The following is a 17,797-nucleotide window of genomic DNA, read 5'->3' as shown; positions in this document are numbered from 1 at the left end:
CGTTCACGGCAGCCCGCCGAACAGGGCGAGGGCGCGGTCCTGCGGCTCGTCTCCGAGGGGCACGACGAACCGGCGGTCGAGGAAGCGGTTGCCACGCTCGCAGGTCGTCTCGGACACGAACAGGCAGACGTGGCAGGCGGCTCCGTGCAGGAAGTCGGCGGGCGCCGACGGCAGCCGCTCGGCGCACAGCGGATCGGACGAGCAGTGCCGGGCGTCGGCGAGGGCCCGGCGGGTCAGCCGGAGCAGCTGGTCGGGCTCGGCCAGCGACACCAGCCCGCCCAGGGTGCCCTCCGCGTCCGGGACGGCCGTGTAGATGAGGATGCCGCCGCGCGGGTCGCCGTCGTCCCCGGCGTAGATGCGTTCGCTCAGGCTGGCCGAGCTGTAGCCGCACTCCAGCGCGATAGTCCGGATAAGCAGGTGGGACAGGGTGTGCAGGGCGAGGAAGCGCTCCCCGGGCCAGCCCTGCATGGGGTCGAAGTCCCCGGCGATCCGGTCGGAGTAGCGGTTCACCCGGAATCGGCTGTAGGCGTCGCGGTGCTCGCGCATCGCGACACTGTCCGCGACGCGGCGCGCCCACGGGCCGAGGATCTCCTCGGGCACCCGCAGGAACATGCCCTCGCCGCGGACCTCGCTCGCCGGTACCCAGGAAGCCGGCCCACGGGCCAGCGGCGCCCGGATGACGAGGTCGGGGTCGTCCGGGTCGGGCGCGTCCAGCCGGGTGAACCCGGTCAGCGCCCGTACCTCCCGCAGGCGTTCGGCCTGCACGACGTCGGCGTAGCAGCCGGCAAGCGGTGCCGGCACACCGCCGGGCTCGCGGCGCAGGGCGAAATCGTCGGTGGGTTCCGGGAGGACGGCGGAGGAGAAGATCTCCCATTCCGGGGTGCGCAGATCCGGGTAGGCCCGCTCGCCGTCGGCGTCGGAACCCGGGGCCGGGCCGGTTTCGATCGCGGCGCGATGCCGCTCGACCGCGGCCCAGATCTCGGCGTTCGACCACTTCTCCAGCTGACGGAACACCGGGATCGGCGCTGAGCGGGCAAAGTCCAGAATCGCCATATTGTTGATCTTTTCGAAGACCTCCCAGTGCTGTTCGACCTTGACCGCCAGCTCGCTGGCGCCAGTCCGCGGCACCGACAGCACCGACAGCGTCTGGGCGAACCACTGGTTGGAGGCGCCGACGACGAGCAGGCGGGACTCCTGCGGGCACCCGCCATCGGCGAAGGTCCCCAGGTGGGGATGGCGGCCCCGGCAGCGTGGCAGGTGCCCCGCACCGCGACGACCCATGGCCTCCCGGATGTTGCGCCGGGCGTCGCAGTTCACGCACCGGATCTCGACGTTGGCGCCGAGGTTGCCGCCACGGTCCTCCATCCGCAGCCGGGGATGACTCGCCCTGGCGCACTGCGCGCCCCGGTGCACGAACATCGGGTAGGGGAAGTCGTCGAGATGACCCGCGGTGCAGGCGAGCACGAAACGGGCCGCCACCGCGAGCGGCCGGCGGCCGGTCTTCTTCCGCCCGCAGGTGCCGTGGAAGAAGCGGGCGTCCTGGGGCCGGGTCAGCCACGGGTTCTCGAACCCGAACGCGCGGGAGGCGATCACGTCCAGCTCGTTGCAGGCGGTGCAGCGCAGCCAGTTCGGGAACGGCACGGTGGGCACGCCGATGCGGGCGCCCTGCCCGCTGCGGTCGCCCGCATCGGTCTCCGCCCATGGGGCCGGGCGCAGCTCGGTGACGCCCCGGTCGTACAGCCGCCGCACGGCGGCGAGCAACCGCGGCTCGACGATCGGCTGGTACTCGGGGACGTTGCGGTAGTCCCAGTCGTCAACGCCGCGGACGATCGCGGAGAAGTTCGGCAGGTCGACGAGCGCGCCGACACCGCTGGTGAACATCAGGTGGCTGGGCCGGACCGCGCCGACCCGCCGGTGGAACGCCGTGACCATCAGATACCCCTCCCCGGGAGCGCTGCGCGGGCCGACCGCGCCGGACGGCCCGCCCGTGCCGCCGCGAAGGCCGTCTCCCCCAGCTCGTCCCCGACCGGGGCGGCCTCGTCGTCCACCTCGTCCCTGTCGTCCACCTCGCTGCTGCCGATCTCACCGCCGCTGCCGATCTCACCGGTACCGTCGGCGTCCGGCGGCGCGCCGAACGCCCAGCCCGGCTCGCCGTAGGCGGGGGTGAAGATCTCGGCGGGGCCGGGCACCAGCAGGTTGATCTCGCGCTCGGTCTCCCGCATCGACTGGGCGACGGTGAGAACGTCCCAGCGGACGTGCCCGGCGGGCTCCAGCAGGCCGGTGACCCGCTGCTGTCCCCCGGCCGTGCGATAACCGATGCGGGACGGGCCCGTCCTCGTCAGCTCCCACCTCTCGATCAGCTGCCGGATCCGTTCTTCGAGGTACTCCCGGCCGCGCGGCCCGGCGACGGCCTCGGCGCGGGCCAGCAGCCGGTCGATCACTCCACTGACCGTCGGGCCGGCGAGGTCCACGTCGTGGGCGTTGACGTTGCGAGTGTTCGCCTCGTCGGCGTGCCGGACGGCGGCGACGAACGTGCCGGTGGCGGTCCGGTCGAGGGAGCGGCGGGTGAACGGGGTCACGGACAGCGCCTCCACCTGCCGGTAGAAGGTCGCATGGTAGTACTCGAAGTCCTCGTAGTGAGCGAGATCCCGCGGCCGGGCCCAGTTGTACAGGGTGACGACAAGACCCGGGCGGCCGGCGTCCCGGCCGACCCGGGAGGACGCCTGGATGTACTCGGCGGTGTTCTTCGGCTGGCCGATCACGGCCATCAGCCCGAACCGGGAGACGTCCACCCCGACCTGGAGCATCGAAGTCGYGAGCACCACGTCGACCGGGATCCGGTCCTGGTTGCTCCGGGCGCGGGTGCGCTCGGCGAGGGGGTGCGGTGCCCGCCGGTCCCGCTCCCTGCTCCGGAACGATGCGCGGACGTTCTCGGCGACGGCCTCCCGCCGCGCGGAGGTGTCGAGCTCGGGGTCGAAGGGGATCTCCAGGCGGCCCAGCACCTCGCTGATGTCCGCCGACGAGACCCGGGAGGTCAGCTCCGAGATCGCGAGCATGCCGGTACCGGTGACGATGCGGTTGGCGAGCCCCTTGCGCCGGCCGTGGGTACGCACCCGGGTGGTGACGTCGTCGTCGAGGTAGCGGCGCATGCCGGCGAGCTCGCGAGTGGCGTTGAAGTAGCCGACGAGGGTCAGATAGGGCTCGGCGGGGGTGCCGTGCCGGTCGAACAGGGTCTGGCCGGCGAGGAGCAGGATCTCGGCGAGGCGGATCTCGGCGGACTTCATCCTCGTCCCGTGCGCRCAGACGCCGAGGTAGCGCCGGCCCGGGGTGGCGGGGGTGACCGGGACCCGCCGGGAGAAGAACGTATCGGTCACGTCGATCACCTGGGGCGGGAAGACGGCGAGGCCGCGGCCGAAGACGCCGAGCACCTGGTCGCGAGCCCGCCTGGTGGTCGCCGTCGAGGCCACGATCTTCGGGCCGGTGAGCGCGCCGGCCGGGACCGGCCAGGTGCACAGCTCGTCGACCGCGCTCTCGAACAGGCCGACGGTGGTGCCGAGCGCACCGGAGATCAGATGCAGCTCGTCCTGAATGATCAGATCGGGCGGGCGCAGCCGGACGACCGGCTCGCTGGTCACGGCGGGCCGCCTGCCGCGGCTGTGGTGACGCTCGCCGCAGCCGGTGCGGGCGTCGAGGTCGTCGTGGCGGTACCCGTGCCGGGGACAGCGTCGGCTCACCCGGCCGAACAGGATCCCCGCCTCGCCGCGCCAGGGCAGCTGGGCGAGTTTGTCGACGGTGGCGATGACCAGGCTCGGGGCGTAGCGGTAGATCTCCTCGTCGACGGTGAGCACCGGCAGGCCCTCGTCGGGCGCCGCCCGCCGGGAGAACGGGCAGGCGTCGGCCCCCTCGCCGTTCGGGCAGTACAGCAGCACCCGGCGGAGGTCCTCGTCGACGTGGGCGTCGGTATGGGCCCCGAGCGCGCTGCCGCACCACGGGCAGCCCAGGGTCTGCAGGACGTTGGCCCGCTTGCCGTCGCCGGCCTCGCGMGCCTCGCCGACCTGGTCGCGGGCGTCCTCGAACCGGTTCGGGGACACCCCGCCGCCGACCCACAGACCGATGCGGAACGGCGTGGCACCCCAGGTCGCCGGGTTCGCACGGCGCTGCACCTCGGCGGCGCAGACCAGGGTGGCGGCCCGCTGGAACTGCTGGGCGGTGAGCAGCCGCAGCGTGTACCGCATGAGGACGGCGACCCCGGCCTCGCCGGAGCGGGCCGCGGCGCCGGTGCCGACGGTCCCCTGTAGGCGGCGGATCGCGAAGGTGTAGGCGGTTAGGCCGAGGTAGGCCTCGGTCTTGCCGCCGCCGGTGGGGAAGAACAGCAGGTCGACGACGGCGGTGGCGTCCGCGGCCCGCTCCGGGTGCGCCGGGTCGGTCAGGGAGGGCAGGTTGAGCAGCACGAAGCCGAGCTGGAACGGCCGCCAGGAGGCCTCCCCCGCGCCCCGGGCCCGCACAGCAGCGGCGGCCGCAGCGTAGTCCAGCCCCTGCTCGTCGCGCAGCCGGGCGATCGCCGTGTGCCGGCGCTGGGCGGCCATCGCCTCGTTGGCGAACTGGAACGCGGCCAGCGCCTCGCGGTGGCGCGGCTGGTCCTGGTCGGTGAGCAGGGCGATACCGGCCCGGATACGGTCCGCCGCTCGGCGGGCGTCGCCGATTGCCGTGCGAGCGGCCGGGCGCAGCCGCGCCGGCAGGCCCGCGACCTCGGCCTCGCGCTCGTCGAGCCAGGATGCGTAACCGTCGGCGAGGGGCGTCAACCCGCGCCGCAGGGCGGCGGGCCCGGCCACGGCGAGAGTGTCCATGGCCAGTTCGACCCCGGCCAGCGGCGTGCCGGGCCCGGCGGGCGCGACCGTCGCCGGCACGTCGTAGGTGGGCAGCCAGGTGGTCTCCAGCCGGTGGGCGCACCGCTCACCGGGCCGGACGTGCGGATGCACCGCGACATTGCGACCGGTCGCGTAGCGACGCTCCCCCCGGTACAGCAGCTGGAGATGCAGATCCTCGTGATCCGCGTCGAGGGGCGGCGCGCCGGCGAGCGGCGCGCCGCCCTCGGGGGAGCCGGGGCCGGGGCCGAAACCGAGACCGGGGCCGGACCACTCGTCCGCGGGATCGTCGACGGGCAGGAAGACGGCGCGCGCGCCGTCCAGCGCGGTCACCGACAGCGTCGGCTGGAACAGCCACGCCGTGTCCGCGGACGAGTGCGGCTCCGGTTGGCTGTTGACCAGCGTCAGCTCGACGACGCGACGGGCACCGCGCTCGCGGACGGCGACGACGAGGAAGACCCCGGTCTCGTCGTCGCCGACGAGCGGCATCCGCCGAGAACCGGYGCCCAGGTGATCGTCCAGGCGGATCTCCCGGTTCGCGAAGACCACCGGTTCGCGGGTCCACGCGCTGCGCTTGCGGCCCTCGTCGTCCTCCACCTCCCGCTTGGTGTAATGCCCCCAGGCCGCCGTGACGGCGAGGACGTCGACCGGATCCGTGCCGTCGGTTCCGGCCGGCACGTCGGTTCCGGCCGGCACGTCAGTTCCGGCCGGCACGGCGAAGGAGAGTCCCATCGACGACGCCCAGATCCGCCCCCGGTTCTGCGGGGTGGCGATCTCCGGCAGGTCGGCGTCCGCGTCGCCCTGCACAGCCGTCTCCGTGTCGGCGACGACGTCCGCGGCGGCGGCCTCCCGGGCACCGCGCGGAGCCGGCTTCGGCCCGAGCATGCCGACGAGGTACCGCTCGCGCGGGCCCATCGCCCTGGGGTGGAACTGCTCGCGCTCGCCGCCCCACGGGCCGAGCAGATCCCGGCGGACGAGTTCGGCGAAGGCATCCCGGACCTCATAGGACGCCGCCGGCTCGAAGAGCTGTGGCGCGTCGAGGACCTCCGCGGCCGTACGGCCGTCGGCGCCCGCACCGGCCCCGTCGCCCGCACCGGTGCCGTCGCCCGCACCGGTGCCGTCGCCCGCCGCGCCCCCCGGCGCGGCGGGCGACGGCGGCGCCCCCAGCGCCCCTGGGATCCCCCGCGGCACGGGGAACAGCCCACCCTCGGCCTCCGGCTCCACCACGGCGCGTCTCCCCCCTCGGCATCCACCGGGCCTCGACGACCCGCCACGAATGCTGTGCCCTCGATCGCCGCATACTTGATCGCCGCATACTTGATTGCTGTGTACTCGGTTCACAGACTACACCACCGTCATCGGCGACGAAAGCCACCATCCCACCCGGGTCCGACACGTCGGCCGGTGAATGCGCAGGACCTGAGCACGGTCCACGGTCCCCTGGACCGTGCCTTGCCCCCCACAACGTGGCCACCGCGCATGGGACCACCGCGCATGGACCACCGCGCATGGGACCACCGCGCATGGGACCACCGCGCGATCATGCGGACCCGACCTCGTGAACGCTCGCGCGGGTCAGTGCTCAGGGCATCCGGGCRACACCGCCGTACCAGCTGACCTGGGCATCGGTCGGGCCGTCCGGGGTCACCTCGGCCCGCCAGCGATGGACGATCTGCACCACCCCTTGGTTGCACACGCACTTGTAGGACGGCTCGGCAGTCTTCGTCGTCGGTGTGGCCCGGGTGCCCGCCGCGGCTCGGCCCCACGCGGCGGGCTCGGGATCTGCGCGGATGACGGCCGAGTTGCCACCCAGGGCGCCCTGGCCAGTGCGCATGGCCAGTGCGCCCTGGCCTCCGGGCCGACTGTCTCTGTGGCCGATTCGAGCCGCGAGTTCTGCCTTAACTTCACGCCACTTGAGCGTAGACTGAGATCGTGACGACGCTGCCCTTCACGGATGCTCGGAACCGCCTCTCGGAGCTGCTCGACGACGTCGAGCGAACCCATGACCGGGTAGAGATCACACGCCATGGTCATGCCGTGGCGATCCTCGTCTCGCCTGACGACCTCGCGGCGCTGGAGGAGACCGTCGAGGTGTTGTCGAACCGCGAGACCATGCGGCAGTTGGCCGAGTCCCGCGCCGCTGTCGAGGCCGGCGACGTGCTTGACGCCGAGGACCTGGCGGCGCTCATGGCMAAGCGCGCCGCGCCGGATGCCAGGAGACGCTCGTCATGACGGGCGCTGCCGGGCCGTACCGTCTTGAGATCACCGGTCCGGCGGCCCGCGCGCTTGCTGGACGTATACCGGAAAAGGTCGCCACGGCCGTACACGAGTTCATCACCACGACGCTCCTGGAGAACCCGCACAGGCTCGGTAAGCGTCTCCTCTACCCGCCCTACGCTGGAACCTGGTCGGCGCGGCGAGGCATGTACCGGGTGCTCTATGAGATTGACGAAGAGAACCGCATCGTTCTCGTGACCGCCGTAGAGCACCGCGCCGACGCATACCGCGGGCGTTGAGCGGCGAGACCGCAGCGTGCCGGTACGAGCACCGCCGATGTCCCCCTGCTTGCACATATGGCGCCGGAAGCCTGACGAAGCACCGACCCCTTCCTCACGCGTCCGTTGCCTTGCTCCAGCGGGGCTRCCGCCGCGAGCAAACGCAGTCCTGTCCGCCGACGACTTCGGTCAACTCCTCACCTCAGTGAGCCTTTCCGCGCAACGATCGATAGCTCTGCGTGAGCATCACGGACGGTAGGCGGCTGGGTGGCTGAAGGGGGGCGGTGACAACGGAAGCTCACCAGTCGTGAGCAGGCGGTGCTCGTGCTGCGCTGGTTCGCCGACGCCACCCGGGTCACCCAGGTGCGGCGGGCGTTCACCTCAACAACCGTCCGCCCGGCRCTTTCAGCCTTGGCACGCGGCACGTTGAAGAACACCCCCCACCCGGCGTCGAGGATCGACGTGTTAAGCCCAGTCTTGGCGKCCTGCCCGTTGGGCAGGAACGCTCCCGGCCGGTCGGGGTCAGGCTTGGGCGCGGCCCGCTTGACCATACTCTTGATGTTAAGTTTTTCGACGGCGATCAGGTCGTGGTCGCGGACGAGTTCGAGCGCGGCCTTGTTCGCGAGATCGACCCGCTGCCGGGCGACTGCGCGGGACCGCGCCGCAACCCGTGCCACGGCCTTCTTCCGTCGCTTCGAGCCCCGCTTCTTGCGGGACAGGTCTCGCTGCGCGTCGGCAAGGCGTTCGGCGGACCGTTCGAGGAAACGCGGRTTGCCGTAGTGGTCGCCGTTCGAGGTAGTCACCAACGACGCGACCCCGACATCCAGGCCGACCACCGCGCCCGTGGGTTCCACCACCGCGGCGGGAAGGTCGTCACACGAGAGCACGAGGTACCAGCGGGCACCGTTGCATCGTGATGATCGATAGCGCTCATCACCTATGCCGCCTCGCCTCTCGGTGAGGCACCCCCGGTCTGACCGGCCGAAGCCGTGCCGGGTTCCCGCTTCCCAGCCACCCGCCCGCTCGCGCGGGTCTTACGGTCGGCTCCACGGGCGTTTACCGTCTCCGACGCGCTGGCGGCGACGAGGTGGTGCAGGTTGATCGCGGCGTTGTGGTCGCGGTCGAGTACCAGCCCGCAGGACTGGCAGGTGAACGTGCGCTCGGACAGCGTCAGGCTTGGGTTTCGCCAGCCGCAGCCGGAGCAGGTCTTCGAGCTGGGATACCAGCGGTCGGCGACGACGAGCGTCGATCCGTACCAGCGGGTCTTGTAGGCAAGCTGCCGGCGGACCTCGGCCATGCCGGCGTCGGCGACCGCGCGGGCGAGCCGCCGGTTACGGACCATCCCGGCGACGTGCAGATCTTCGACGACGACCGTGTCGTGGGACCGGGCGAGCCGGGTCGTGAGCTTGTGCAGCCCGTTGTGGCGCTGGTTCGCGACCCGGACATGGATCGCCGCGAGCTGGGCGGCGCGCTGCCGCCGCCCAGCGCTGCCCGGCTTCGACCGGGCGTGGGCCGCGGTCAGCCCATCGCCCGTCGGCTGGTCAGGTTCGCCGACGAGGATCAGCCCGCCGACCCTGCGCGCCGGAACTGGGAGCTTGCCGGCCGCGTACCAACGGCGCGCGGTCACATACGCCACACCCTGCGACTCGGCCCACTCCTTGAGGTTCACATGACCATCATAGCTCACTATAGAGCGCCAATGACTACTGGACGAGCGACAGTTGGCACCCCCTCGTCTCCCACGGAYGGGCGCCGCGGCGATCCACCGGTCACCAGGAAACGGTCGCGTGGGTTGAACGTCGAGAACGTGTCGCCAGGATCTACCATTATGGGGGCAGAGGGGTCAATCGGGGGATTCGGGCGGAGGGCTGGTGCGTTCGGCGCAGCGGGGCAGGACCGTCGGGCTCCTGCTGGCCGGTCTGCTCGTGATTGCGGTGGTGGCCCTGATCGTGGTCCCCCGGCTGGGGGGCGACGCCGGCGGCGGTCCGCCCGATGGCAACGTGCGGACCGTCCGGGTCCTGGCCGGTTCGGAGAAGCGGGACTTCTTCGCGGACCCCGCGGTGGGCGCCCGGCTCGCGGAGCTCGGCTACCGGCTGCAGGTCGATACCGCGGGCTCCAGGGAGATCGCCACCAGCCGCGATCTGACCCCATATGACCTGGCCTTTCCGGCCGATGCGCCGCAGGCCGACCGGATCAGGGCCGCCAGGAAGGTGACGAAGTCCTACGTCCCCTTCTTCAGCCCGATGGCGATCGCCACCTTCCAGCCGATCGCGTCACTGCTGCAGAACGCCGGGGTCGTGCGGATGGACGGCGGCCACCGCGTCCTGAACATGCGCGGCTACCTCGATCTGGTCGATAAGAACACCCGCTGGTCGGACCTGCCGGGGAACACCGCTTTCGAGACCGGCAAGTCCGTGCTCATCAGTTCGACGGATGTGCGGACGTCGAACTCCGCGGCGCTGTACCTGGCGATCGCCAGCTATGTCGAGAACGGCGGTAACGTCGTCGCCGACAGCGCCGCGGCGGATCGGGTGGCCGCCCGCTGCGCACCGCTGTTCGTCAAGCAGGGCTATGTCGAGCAGTCCACCCAGGAACCCTTCGACGACTTCCTCACCATCGGGATGGGGAAGACGCCGATGGCCATGATCTACGAGGCGCAGTTCGTCGCCCGCCAGCTCGCGAAGGACGGCTCCATCAGCCCCGACATGGTCCTCATGTACCCGGAGCCAACGATCTACGCGAAGCACACGGTGGTACCGCTGACCGCCGATGGCGATGCCGCCGGGCGGCTGCTTGCCACCGACCCGCAGCTGCAGCGTCTCGCGGCTCAGCACGGGTTTCGTACCGCGGATGCCGCGTACGGCCGCCGCCTGGCCACCGAACGGGGTCTCGCGCCGCCGCCGTCACTGGTCGACGTGGTGGAACCGCCCACCGCCGCCATCGAGGAACGCATGATTGACAAGATTGTGAACCAGGCGCAGGGGAGACCCGGTTGACCACGCAACCGCCGGCCGCCGACCGGAATACGGCACCTGGCAATACGTCACCCGGCGGCCTGGTGCTGACCCCGCCCGAGCCGGTGGCACCGGTGCCCCTTGACCGGGCCGAACCGGCCGTTCCGATCGATCCGGACGCCGTGGCCCGACTGGACGAGCAGGCTGGCACGTTCGCGCGCACGCTGCTGTCCATCGATGCCCACTCGCCGGCGTTCGCGTCGAAGGTCGCCGCCGTGCACCGGCTGGGGGAGAAGGAGATCCGGGAATCGGCGTCGGTGTCCAACCGGTTGCTCGACAAGCCCACCCGGGCGATGAACTCCGGGCCCTTCGACCAGACCTCGGCGGTGTCGAAGTCCCTGGTCGAGCTGCGCCGGGTCGTGGCGGACCTCGACCCCTCCCGGCAGAATCTCGACGCCCCCAGAAAGCTGCTCGGCGTGCTCCCCTTCGGCAACCGGCTGCGGGACTACTTCGCGTCCTACCGGTCGTCGCAGGCCCATCTGGACGGGATCCTGCGYGCCCTGCAGCACGGTCAGGAGGAGCTGCGCCGGGACAACGCCGCCATCGAGCAGGAGAAGCAGAACCTGTGGGTGGCGATCGGCCGGCTGCGGGAGTATGCCTACCTCGCCGGCAGACTCGACGGTGAGCTCGAAACGGGGATCGCGGCGCTCGCGGGCGCCGATCCGGACCGGGCTGAGGAGCTTCGCCGGGACGTGCTGTTCTACGTCCGCCAGAAGCACCAGGACCTGCTTACCCAGCTTGCCGTCGGCGCACAGGGCTACCTTGCGTTGGACCTGCTCCGGCGCAACAACCTCGAACTCATCAAGGGTGTGGACCGGGCGAGCACCACGACCGTGTCGGCCCTGCGCACCGCGGTGATCGTCGCCCAGGCGCTGGCCGACCAGAAGCTGGTCCTTGACCAGATCTCGGCCCTGAACAGCACCACCGAGAAGATCATTTCTGGCACGTCGGAGCTGTTGCGCCRGCAGAGCGCCGACGTGCACCGGCAGGCGTCCTCGGCGACCGTCTCGCTGCGGACCCTCCAGCAGGCCTTCGCGAACATTTACGCCACCATCGACGCCATCGACGACTACCGCGCCGCCGCGCTGGACACCATGCGGACGACGGTGGACGCGCTGTCCACCGAGATCGGCAGGGCCACCGCCTACCTGGACCGGTCGGCCGCGGGCGAGATCGGCGAGCTCGGCTCGTACCCCGACGGCGGTGGCGAGCTGACGCTGCCGGGCGGCGGCCGGTGAACCGACGGCCGCCCGCGGCCCTGCTCGCGTGTCTCCTGACGGTGCTGCTCGTGGCCGCCTGCTCGGGCGGAGGCCCGGGACCGGCGGACGGGTCCGGCACCGGCGGGTCCGGCACCGGCGGGTCCGGCACCGGCGGGTCCGCAGGCGAACTTACCGTCCTCGCCGGCTCCGAACTCCAGGACATCCAGCCGCTGCTTCCCGATCTCACCCGGGCGACCGGCGTCACCCTGCGGCTGAGCTACACCGGCACCCTGGACGGCGCCGACGCGATTACCAGGGGCACCGCCCAGGCCGACGCCGCCTGGTTCGCCTCCGACCGGTACCTGCGACTGCTGCCGAACGGCGCGACGTCCGTAGCCGCGCGATCGTCGATCATGCTGTCACCGGTGGTGTTCGGGGTCCGACGCAGCCTGGCCCGGCAGTTCGGCTGGACCGGCAACCCCAACGTGACCTGGGCCGACATCGCCGCGAAGGTGGCGGCCGGCCAGCTCTCCTACGCCATGACGAATCCCGCGGCGTCGAACTCGGGTTTCTCCGCCCTGGTCGGGGTGGCGGCGGCACTCGCCGGCACCTCGGACGCGCTGCGCCCGCAGGACATCAGACCTGCCCAGCTGACCTCGTTCTTCTCTGGCCAGGCACTGACCGCGGGCAGTTCCGGTTTCCTGACCGACGCCTACGCCCGTTCCCAGGACACTCTCGGCGGCATGATCAACTATGAGTCGGTGCTGCTGGCCCTGAACGCCGGGCACCGGCTGCGCGAACCATTGGAGTTGATCTATCCCCGGGACGGGATCGTCACCTCCGACTACCCTCTCCTGCTGCTGCGGCCGGACAAGCGTGRTCTCTATGACCGGGTCGTCAGCTGGCTGCGCCTGCCGCGGACGCAGCACCGGCTGCAGACTGCCACGAGCCGCCGGCCGGCCCTGCCCGGGGTGGCGTTGGACGCCCGGTTCCCGACGCGGACGCTCACCGAGCTGCCCTTCCCGGCGAGCCGGCAGGTCGCCGACCAGCTGCTGTCCGCCTACCTCGACCGGTTCCGGCGGCCCAGCCACGCCATCTTCCTGCTCGACGTGTCCGGGTCGATGGCCGGATCACGGATAGCGGCGCTCCAGGCGGCGCTGCGCGGACTCACCGGTGCGGACGACACGTTGTCCGGCAGGTTCGCCCGGTTCCGGGGTCGCGAGAAGATCACGATGATCACCTTCGCCGGCCGGGCCAACGACCCCGTGGACTTCGCCGTGAACGACCCGCGGCCGGGCTCCGCGGATCTGGCGGGCGTCAACACGTTCGTGGACGGCCTGCGGCTCCAGGACGGCACCGCGATCTACTCGGCGCTGGAGGCCGGCTACCGGGCTGCCGGCGCGGCCGTTGAGGCCGACCCCGGCTACCTCACGTCGATCGTCCTGATGACCGACGGGGAGAACAACTCCGGTATCTCGGCCGCCGACTTCCGCTCCTCCTATCAGCGGCTGCCGGCGGCCGCGCGTGCCGTGCGTACCTTCACGATCGCCTTCGGGGAGGCCGACCCGGCGGCGCTGCGGGATATCTCCGCCGACACCGGTGGCGCGGTGTTCGACGCCCGTACCTCGTCGCTGGCGGACGCGTTCAAGGACATCCGTGGCTACCAGTGAACCRCCGACGCCGCGTCCACCGCGGCTCCCGCGCCCGGCACCACCCCCGTCGGCGCCGATCCCCGGCCGGGGACAGTGGATCCTCACCTGGTTCGGTTCGGCCAAGAACATCGCCGGCTGCACATGCGCGCTCGCCGGCGCCGGCGCGAGTGCCGCGGGCCTGGTGGACTGGCCGTTCTGGCCGCCGGTCGTCGCGGCGCTCTACGCGATCGGCGCCTTGGTCGCACCGCCGCGCCGCGCCGCGGTCGCGGGCGGTGGGATCGACGTGGATGATCTGCGGGCGACGGTCGAGGCCCAGTACCGGGCCCTGATCGACCGGGCACCGGACGACCGGGCACTCGTCGCCGCCGCCGAGGAGGTCATCGGTGCGCTGCGGCAGGTCCTGGACACCCCGCACCTGCTGCGTCCCGGCTCGCCGGAGACGTTCGCCGTCGAGCGGACGGTCGCCGATTACCTGCCCACCGCGGTGGAGACCTATCTGGGGCTGCCGCGGGCCTACGCCGAGACCCACCGGCTGCCCGACGGCCGTACCCCCCGCGATGTCCTGCTGGCGACGCTGGCCCTGCTCGCCGGTGGGATGCGTGAGGTCACCGAGGCGGCCGCCCGCGGCGACACGGCCCAGTTGCTCGCGCACAGCCGCTTCCTCACCGACCGATTCGGCCCGACCGAGCTCACCCTCCCCGATCCCGCCCGGCCCGATCTCGCCCGGCCCGACCTGCCACGCATCCCGGGCCCACCTAGCCCCTGACGCCCCGGCGCACCAGGTCCGGATGTCGCATTCTCCGTGATGGGCGGTACAGGTCCCGGCGGCCTGCGACGCGCGCCAGGGTGACCAGGAGTACGACACCGGCGATCACGTAGGCGTTCGTGAGGAGGATGGTCGGGTCGCGGCGGTGCGGCCAGTTCTGGTCGTGTGGCGTGATCCACCAGACGGGGGAGGCCACGAACAACACGTAGCCGGCGAGCGCCGCTCCGACGTACCGGCGTGAGGCTCGRCCGTCGGTGCCGTCGGTGCCGTCGGTGCCGTGGGTGGCGTGGGTGGYGAGCCAGAGCAGCGTCGGCACCGCCCACACCCAGTGGTGACTCCACGAGATCGGCGAGACCAGCAGTCCGGTGACCGCACAGGCGAGCAGGCCCGCGACGGGCTCCCCGCGCCGGTGCAGCCGCACCGCGAGCACCAGCCCGGCGACGGCGACCGCGGCCACCACCAGCCGGTGGATCTGGACGACCGACGCGCCGTCTCCCCAGATCCGGGTCATCGCGCCGGACAGCGACTGGTTGCCGGCGTACGTGACCGAGCCGATCCGGCCCGGATCCGCGAACACCCCGCCCCAGTAGGCGCGGGACGCCGCGGGTGCCAGCGCGAACGCCACGGCATGGGCCGCGAGAAACGTCCCCGCCGCTGCGATCGCCACCCGGCGCCGGCCGGCCAGCCACAGGTAGGCCACGAAGATCAACGGAGTCAGTTTCACCGCCGCGGCGAGACCTGTGAGAGCACCGGGTGGCAGTCGGGCGAACGGTGTGGACCGCCGTCCGGGCCCGGCATCGAGCCAGACCGCCAGCATCAGCAGGATGTTGACCTGCCCGAAGATGATGGTGCTGCGAACCGGTTCCGTCGCGAGCGCCGCCACCAGCAGCAGCGGCGGCGCCCAGCGCGAGCCCAGTGCCCGCCCGACCCCGGCGGCCCGCGCGGTGTCGGTCGGCGGGATGAGCCAGGCTCGCAGCCTGGACAGCAGCAGGATGAGTGCCGCGACGGTCAGCGCGGCCCAGACGACCTCAGCCACCCCCAGGGGGATGGCGGCGAACGGCGTGAACAGCACCGCCGCGATCGGTGGGTAGGTGAAGGGCAGGCCGGCCGCCGTACGCACCTGGTAAAGGGCGGACCMGTCCCAGACAGCCTGCCCCCCCAGCCGGTAGACAGCGAAGTCGGTCTGCGGCTGCGGTGCGATCATCACCGCGAGCACCACCAGCGCGGCGACGACGCCCGTGGTCACGACGGGCGCCGTCGGTCGCGCCGAGGCGACCGGCACCGGTCCCGGGCCTGCCGTCTCCCCGTTGGGGCAGGCGGTAACGGTTGCCGGGCCCATGGTTCTCGCTTGCCGCATGCGTTCGGCATAGCACCCCGAGGCGGTCCGCCAGCAGGGAGCCCGGCAGCCACCATCCGCCGTTCATCCCGGCGCCATCCGCCGKTAGCCGCCGGTAGCCGCCCGGCGCCGAGGCAGGACACCGCGGGCCGGGCCGGCGCCCGTGGGCTCCGACATCCATACAGGACAGGTATTGTTCACCGGGTGCTCCCGGGCGCGCTGCCTGTTGGCGATGTAGAAACGTCAGGCTTTATACCGGAATGGACGAGATAGAGTGCGCCGCGCCGCACGGAACCGCCCGACCGGGCGATCCTGCTCGACGCTGTTCGTCGCGCCCCGGTAGGGGCGTCGGCGGACGCCTCGACGGAGGTATCGTCCTGCTCGCGGGATGTGGGACCGCCGGATCGGTGCTGGTGGTGCTGGTGGCGGGGCGACTGGCCCTGCAGCCCGGAGTTGTGACCCCGTCACGCTGGTTCGGGCTGCTCGACCCGGTGCYGTTCGACCGCCCCTCTCCGCTACCCGCTTTTATGATCATCGGGGTGGCGTTGCTCGTCGGCGCATGGTTCCGGTTGTGCCAGCGCGCGCACCACGGCGACCTGTYGGTCCCGCGGATAGGCCTCGTCATCGGCTTCTGGGCCGTTCCGGTGCTGCTCGGCCCGCCGATCCTCAGCCTCGACGTCTACTGCTACACCGCGCAGGGGACGATGCTCGCCGCCGGGCTCGACCCCTACGCCGCCGGGCCCACCGCGCTCGGCGCCCGTCCCATCCTGCTAGCCGTCGATCCGATCTGGAGATCATCGCTGTCGCCCTACGGGCCGGTCGCCCTCGGCTACTTCCGGCTGGTGACCGCGCTTGCGGGCGGTGACGTCCTGCGCGCGGTCCTGCTGCASCGGATCGTCGCGGGGGCGAGCGTCGTCGTGATGGCGGTGTGCGTGGTGCGGGTGTCCTCCGCGGCGCGACGGCCCTGGGCGCTGGCGTTCTGCGCGGGTAGTCCGATCGTGCTGCTGCAGCTCGTCGGCGCGATCCATCTTGAGGCCATCCTGCTGGCGCTGCTTGCCAGCGGCCTGACGGCGGTGTACCGCGGCAGGCCGGTGCTCGGTCTCGTCCTCATCACCGCGGCCGCGCTGGTGAAGTGGCCCGCGGCCCTGGTCGTCGTGGTGGTGCTGGTCTGGCGGTCGGTCGCGGCGGTGAGTGCCGCTACCGCCGCGACCGCAGCCTCGGTCGGATCGGGTCGGCGTTCATCCCGGCTCCGTCGCGCCGCCGCCGTCGCTGGGCGGGACCTCGCCGTCGTGGCGAGCGTCGTCGTGGTGCTCTCGAGTCTGGTACCCGACGGCTTCGGATGGCTGCGCGCCGCGCGGACACCGGCCGCCGGACTGACCCTCTACGCCCCGACCACCTGCCTCGCCGATCTTCTGTCCGCCCTGGCGAGGATGGCCGGATCGGCGATGCGCTTCGAGGATCTGGTGGGACCCACCCGGGCCGCGGGYGTGGCCGTYGCCGCCGGGATCTTCGTCTGGCTGCTGGYGACCGTCCGCGACCGCGAACCGCATGCCACCGCCGGGCTGGCACTACTCAGCCTGGYCCTGCTCGGACCCGTCCTCTATCCCTGGTATCTCACCTGGGGCGCCGTGCTCCTCGGCCTGACCGGGCAGGCGCCGCGACGGGTGCTCGGGGCGGTCACCGTGGTCGGCTCGTTCCTGGCCCTGCCGCACTGCGAGCTGTTGTTCGTCGATCACCCGCAGGTCGCCCCCTGGTTCGTCCGGCAGGGGCCGATCGTCCTGCTCGTCGCCCTGACCTGCGGCATCGCCGTGGCCTTGGCCGCCCGGCGTCGTCTCGCCAGCGTGCCCTGAGCGCGGCGCCCGTGCCCTGAGCGCGGCGCCCGTGCCCTGAGCACGGCGCCCGTGCCCTGAGCGCGGCGCCCGTTGCGTCCGTCGCCGGGCCTCACGCCTCGTCGGCGGCCCGGCGCAACTCCTCGATGTCGAGCTTCGACATCTTCARCATCGCCTGCATCGCCCGCTGGGACCGGCCCGGGTCGGGATCGTCAAGGAGCTCAGACAGGGCCGTGGGCACGATCTGCCAGGACAGCCCGTACCGGTCCTTGAGCCACCCACACGGTCCTGCCTCGCCACCGTCGGTCAGCCGGTCCCAGTACTCGTCGATCTCGGCCTGGGAACCGCAGCCGACCTGCAGCGAGATCCCCTCCGAGAAGGTGAACTCGGGTCCGCCGTTCAGCGCGACGTACTCCTGGCCATCCAGTTCAAACCGGACGGTCATGACCGTGCCCTCGGGACGGGGCCCGGCCGGGCCGTAGCGGGTGATGTCGACGATCCGCGAGTTCGGGAAGATCGACGTGTAGAACCTGGCCGCCTCCTCGCCCTGAGTGTCGAACCACAGACATGGCGTGATTGCTGGCATCCTCCGRTCCTTCCTGTCTGGATGAGAAGCGCGCGGCCATTTCCCGCACGAGCTT

13 protein-coding genes and 2 pseudogenes are annotated in these 17,797 nt (G+C 71.9%); 7 read left to right on the top strand and 8 right to left on the bottom strand.

Annotation, left to right across the window (positions count from 1 at the left end):
- Positions 1–3: 3 nt before the first annotated feature.
- From Manayef4_RS19695 to Manayef4_RS26795, 3 genes are all read right to left on the bottom strand, one after another.
- A complete protein-coding gene (locus Manayef4_RS19695) occupies positions 4–1,932 on the bottom strand; it encodes a DUF1998 domain-containing protein (protein WP_011437072.1) in 1,929 nt (642 codons plus the stop codon).
- Positions 1,932–6,089 carry a DISARM system helicase DrmA gene (drmA, locus tag Manayef4_RS19690; RefSeq protein ID WP_349257459.1) on the bottom strand — a complete coding sequence of 1,386 codons (4,158 nt, stop codon included), beginning with the start codon at positions 6,087–6,089 and terminating at the stop codon, positions 1,932–1,934. The genes Manayef4_RS19695 and drmA overlap by 1 nt, the downstream gene beginning before the upstream one ends.
- 358 nt (positions 6,090–6,447) lie before the next feature.
- The gene (locus Manayef4_RS26795; protein ID WP_011437074.1) at positions 6,448–6,699 is read right to left on the bottom strand and encodes a hypothetical protein; all 252 of its coding nucleotides are present in this window, start codon (positions 6,697–6,699) and stop codon (positions 6,448–6,450) included.
- A gap of 98 nt (positions 6,700–6,797) precedes the next feature.
- Between Manayef4_RS26795 and Manayef4_RS19680 the strand changes: the two genes are divergently transcribed.
- Positions 6,798–7,097, top strand: a complete 300-nt coding sequence (locus tag Manayef4_RS19680) for a type II toxin-antitoxin system Phd/YefM family antitoxin (RefSeq protein ID WP_011437075.1) — start codon at positions 6,798–6,800, stop codon at positions 7,095–7,097.
- Entirely contained in the window at positions 7,094–7,381 is a 288-nt protein-coding gene (locus Manayef4_RS19675) for a type II toxin-antitoxin system RelE/ParE family toxin (RefSeq protein WP_011437076.1), read from the top strand. The genes Manayef4_RS19680 and Manayef4_RS19675 overlap by 4 nt, the downstream gene beginning before the upstream one ends.
- Before the next feature lie 176 nt (positions 7,382–7,557).
- Here the strand turns inward: Manayef4_RS19675 and Manayef4_RS19670 are convergent, their stop codons facing one another.
- From Manayef4_RS19670 to Manayef4_RS24515, 3 genes and pseudogenes are all read right to left on the bottom strand, one after another.
- Positions 7,558–8,301, bottom strand: a complete 744-nt coding sequence (locus Manayef4_RS19670; protein WP_256388624.1) for a transposase — start codon at positions 8,299–8,301, stop codon at positions 7,558–7,560.
- A pseudogene (locus Manayef4_RS19665) lies at positions 8,298–8,873 on the bottom strand (RNA-guided endonuclease TnpB family protein); the annotation flags it as partial. The pseudogene Manayef4_RS19665 and the gene Manayef4_RS19670, both read right to left, overlap by 4 nt.
- A 33-nt stretch (positions 8,874–8,906) precedes the next feature.
- Positions 8,907–9,029, bottom strand: a pseudogene (locus Manayef4_RS24515) (IS607 family transposase); the annotation flags it as partial.
- 202 nt (positions 9,030–9,231) lie between these two features.
- Here Manayef4_RS24515 and Manayef4_RS19660 point away from each other — a divergent pair.
- Genes Manayef4_RS19660 through Manayef4_RS24505 form a run of 4 tightly spaced genes read left to right on the top strand, consistent with a single transcriptional unit; the run spans position 9,232 to position 13,991 of the window.
- A complete protein-coding gene (locus tag Manayef4_RS19660) occupies positions 9,232–10,356 on the top strand; it encodes a solute-binding protein (protein WP_011437307.1) in 1,125 nt (374 codons plus the stop codon).
- Entirely contained in the window at positions 10,353–11,612 is a 1,260-nt protein-coding gene (locus tag Manayef4_RS19655; protein WP_083282573.1) for a toxic anion resistance protein, read from the top strand. Before Manayef4_RS19660 ends, Manayef4_RS19655 begins: the two co-directional genes overlap by 4 nt.
- Positions 11,609–13,243 carry a VWA domain-containing protein gene (locus Manayef4_RS19650; protein WP_070132750.1) on the top strand — a complete coding sequence of 545 codons (1,635 nt, stop codon included), beginning with the start codon at positions 11,609–11,611 and terminating at the stop codon, positions 13,241–13,243. Before Manayef4_RS19655 ends, Manayef4_RS19650 begins: the two co-directional genes overlap by 4 nt.
- Complete coding sequence (locus Manayef4_RS24505) at positions 13,230–13,991, top strand: hypothetical protein (protein ID WP_011437304.1); 762 nt, start codon at positions 13,230–13,232, stop codon at positions 13,989–13,991. The genes Manayef4_RS19650 and Manayef4_RS24505 overlap by 14 nt, the downstream gene beginning before the upstream one ends.
- On the opposite strand, the gene Manayef4_RS19640 is transcribed toward Manayef4_RS24505, so the two are convergent.
- Positions 13,981–15,237: a glycosyltransferase 87 family protein gene (locus tag Manayef4_RS19640; protein WP_175443434.1), complete on the bottom strand. Its 1,257-nt coding sequence runs from the start codon at positions 15,235–15,237 to the stop codon at positions 13,981–13,983. The two genes, Manayef4_RS24505 and Manayef4_RS19640, sit on opposite strands and share 11 nt — an antisense overlap.
- A gap of 512 nt (positions 15,238–15,749) precedes the next feature.
- Between Manayef4_RS19640 and mptB the strand changes: the two genes are divergently transcribed.
- Positions 15,750–17,177 (top strand): polyprenol phosphomannose-dependent alpha 1,6 mannosyltransferase MptB, encoded by a 1,428-nt coding sequence (gene mptB, locus Manayef4_RS19635; RefSeq protein WP_175443433.1) that lies wholly within the window; start codon positions 15,750–15,752, stop codon positions 17,175–17,177.
- 91 nt (positions 17,178–17,268) lie between these two features.
- Here mptB and Manayef4_RS19630 read toward each other — a convergent pair whose 3' ends face one another.
- Positions 17,269–17,742 carry a VOC family protein gene (locus Manayef4_RS19630; protein ID WP_011437301.1) on the bottom strand — a complete coding sequence of 158 codons (474 nt, stop codon included), beginning with the start codon at positions 17,740–17,742 and terminating at the stop codon, positions 17,269–17,271.
- Positions 17,743–17,797: the final 55 nt, after the last annotated feature.

This window comes from Frankia sp. CgMI4, assembly GCF_001756285.1.
Classification (GTDB): Bacteria; Actinomycetota; Actinomycetes; order Frankiales; family Frankiaceae; genus Frankia; species Frankia casuarinae.
Note: the sequence above shows the minus strand (reverse complement) of the source record. Positions and strands in the feature narration are given on the sequence as shown.

Bases quoted from the DNA above. Each gene is read 5' to 3' on its own strand.
- Manayef4_RS19695 (WP_011437072.1), bottom strand. From the start codon at position 1,932: ATGGTCACGGCGTTCCACCGGCGGGTCGGCGCGGTCCGGCCCAGCCAC.
- Manayef4_RS19675 (WP_011437076.1), top strand. From the start codon at position 7,094: ATGACGGGCGCTGCCGGGCCGTACCGTCTTGAGATCACCGGTCCGGCG.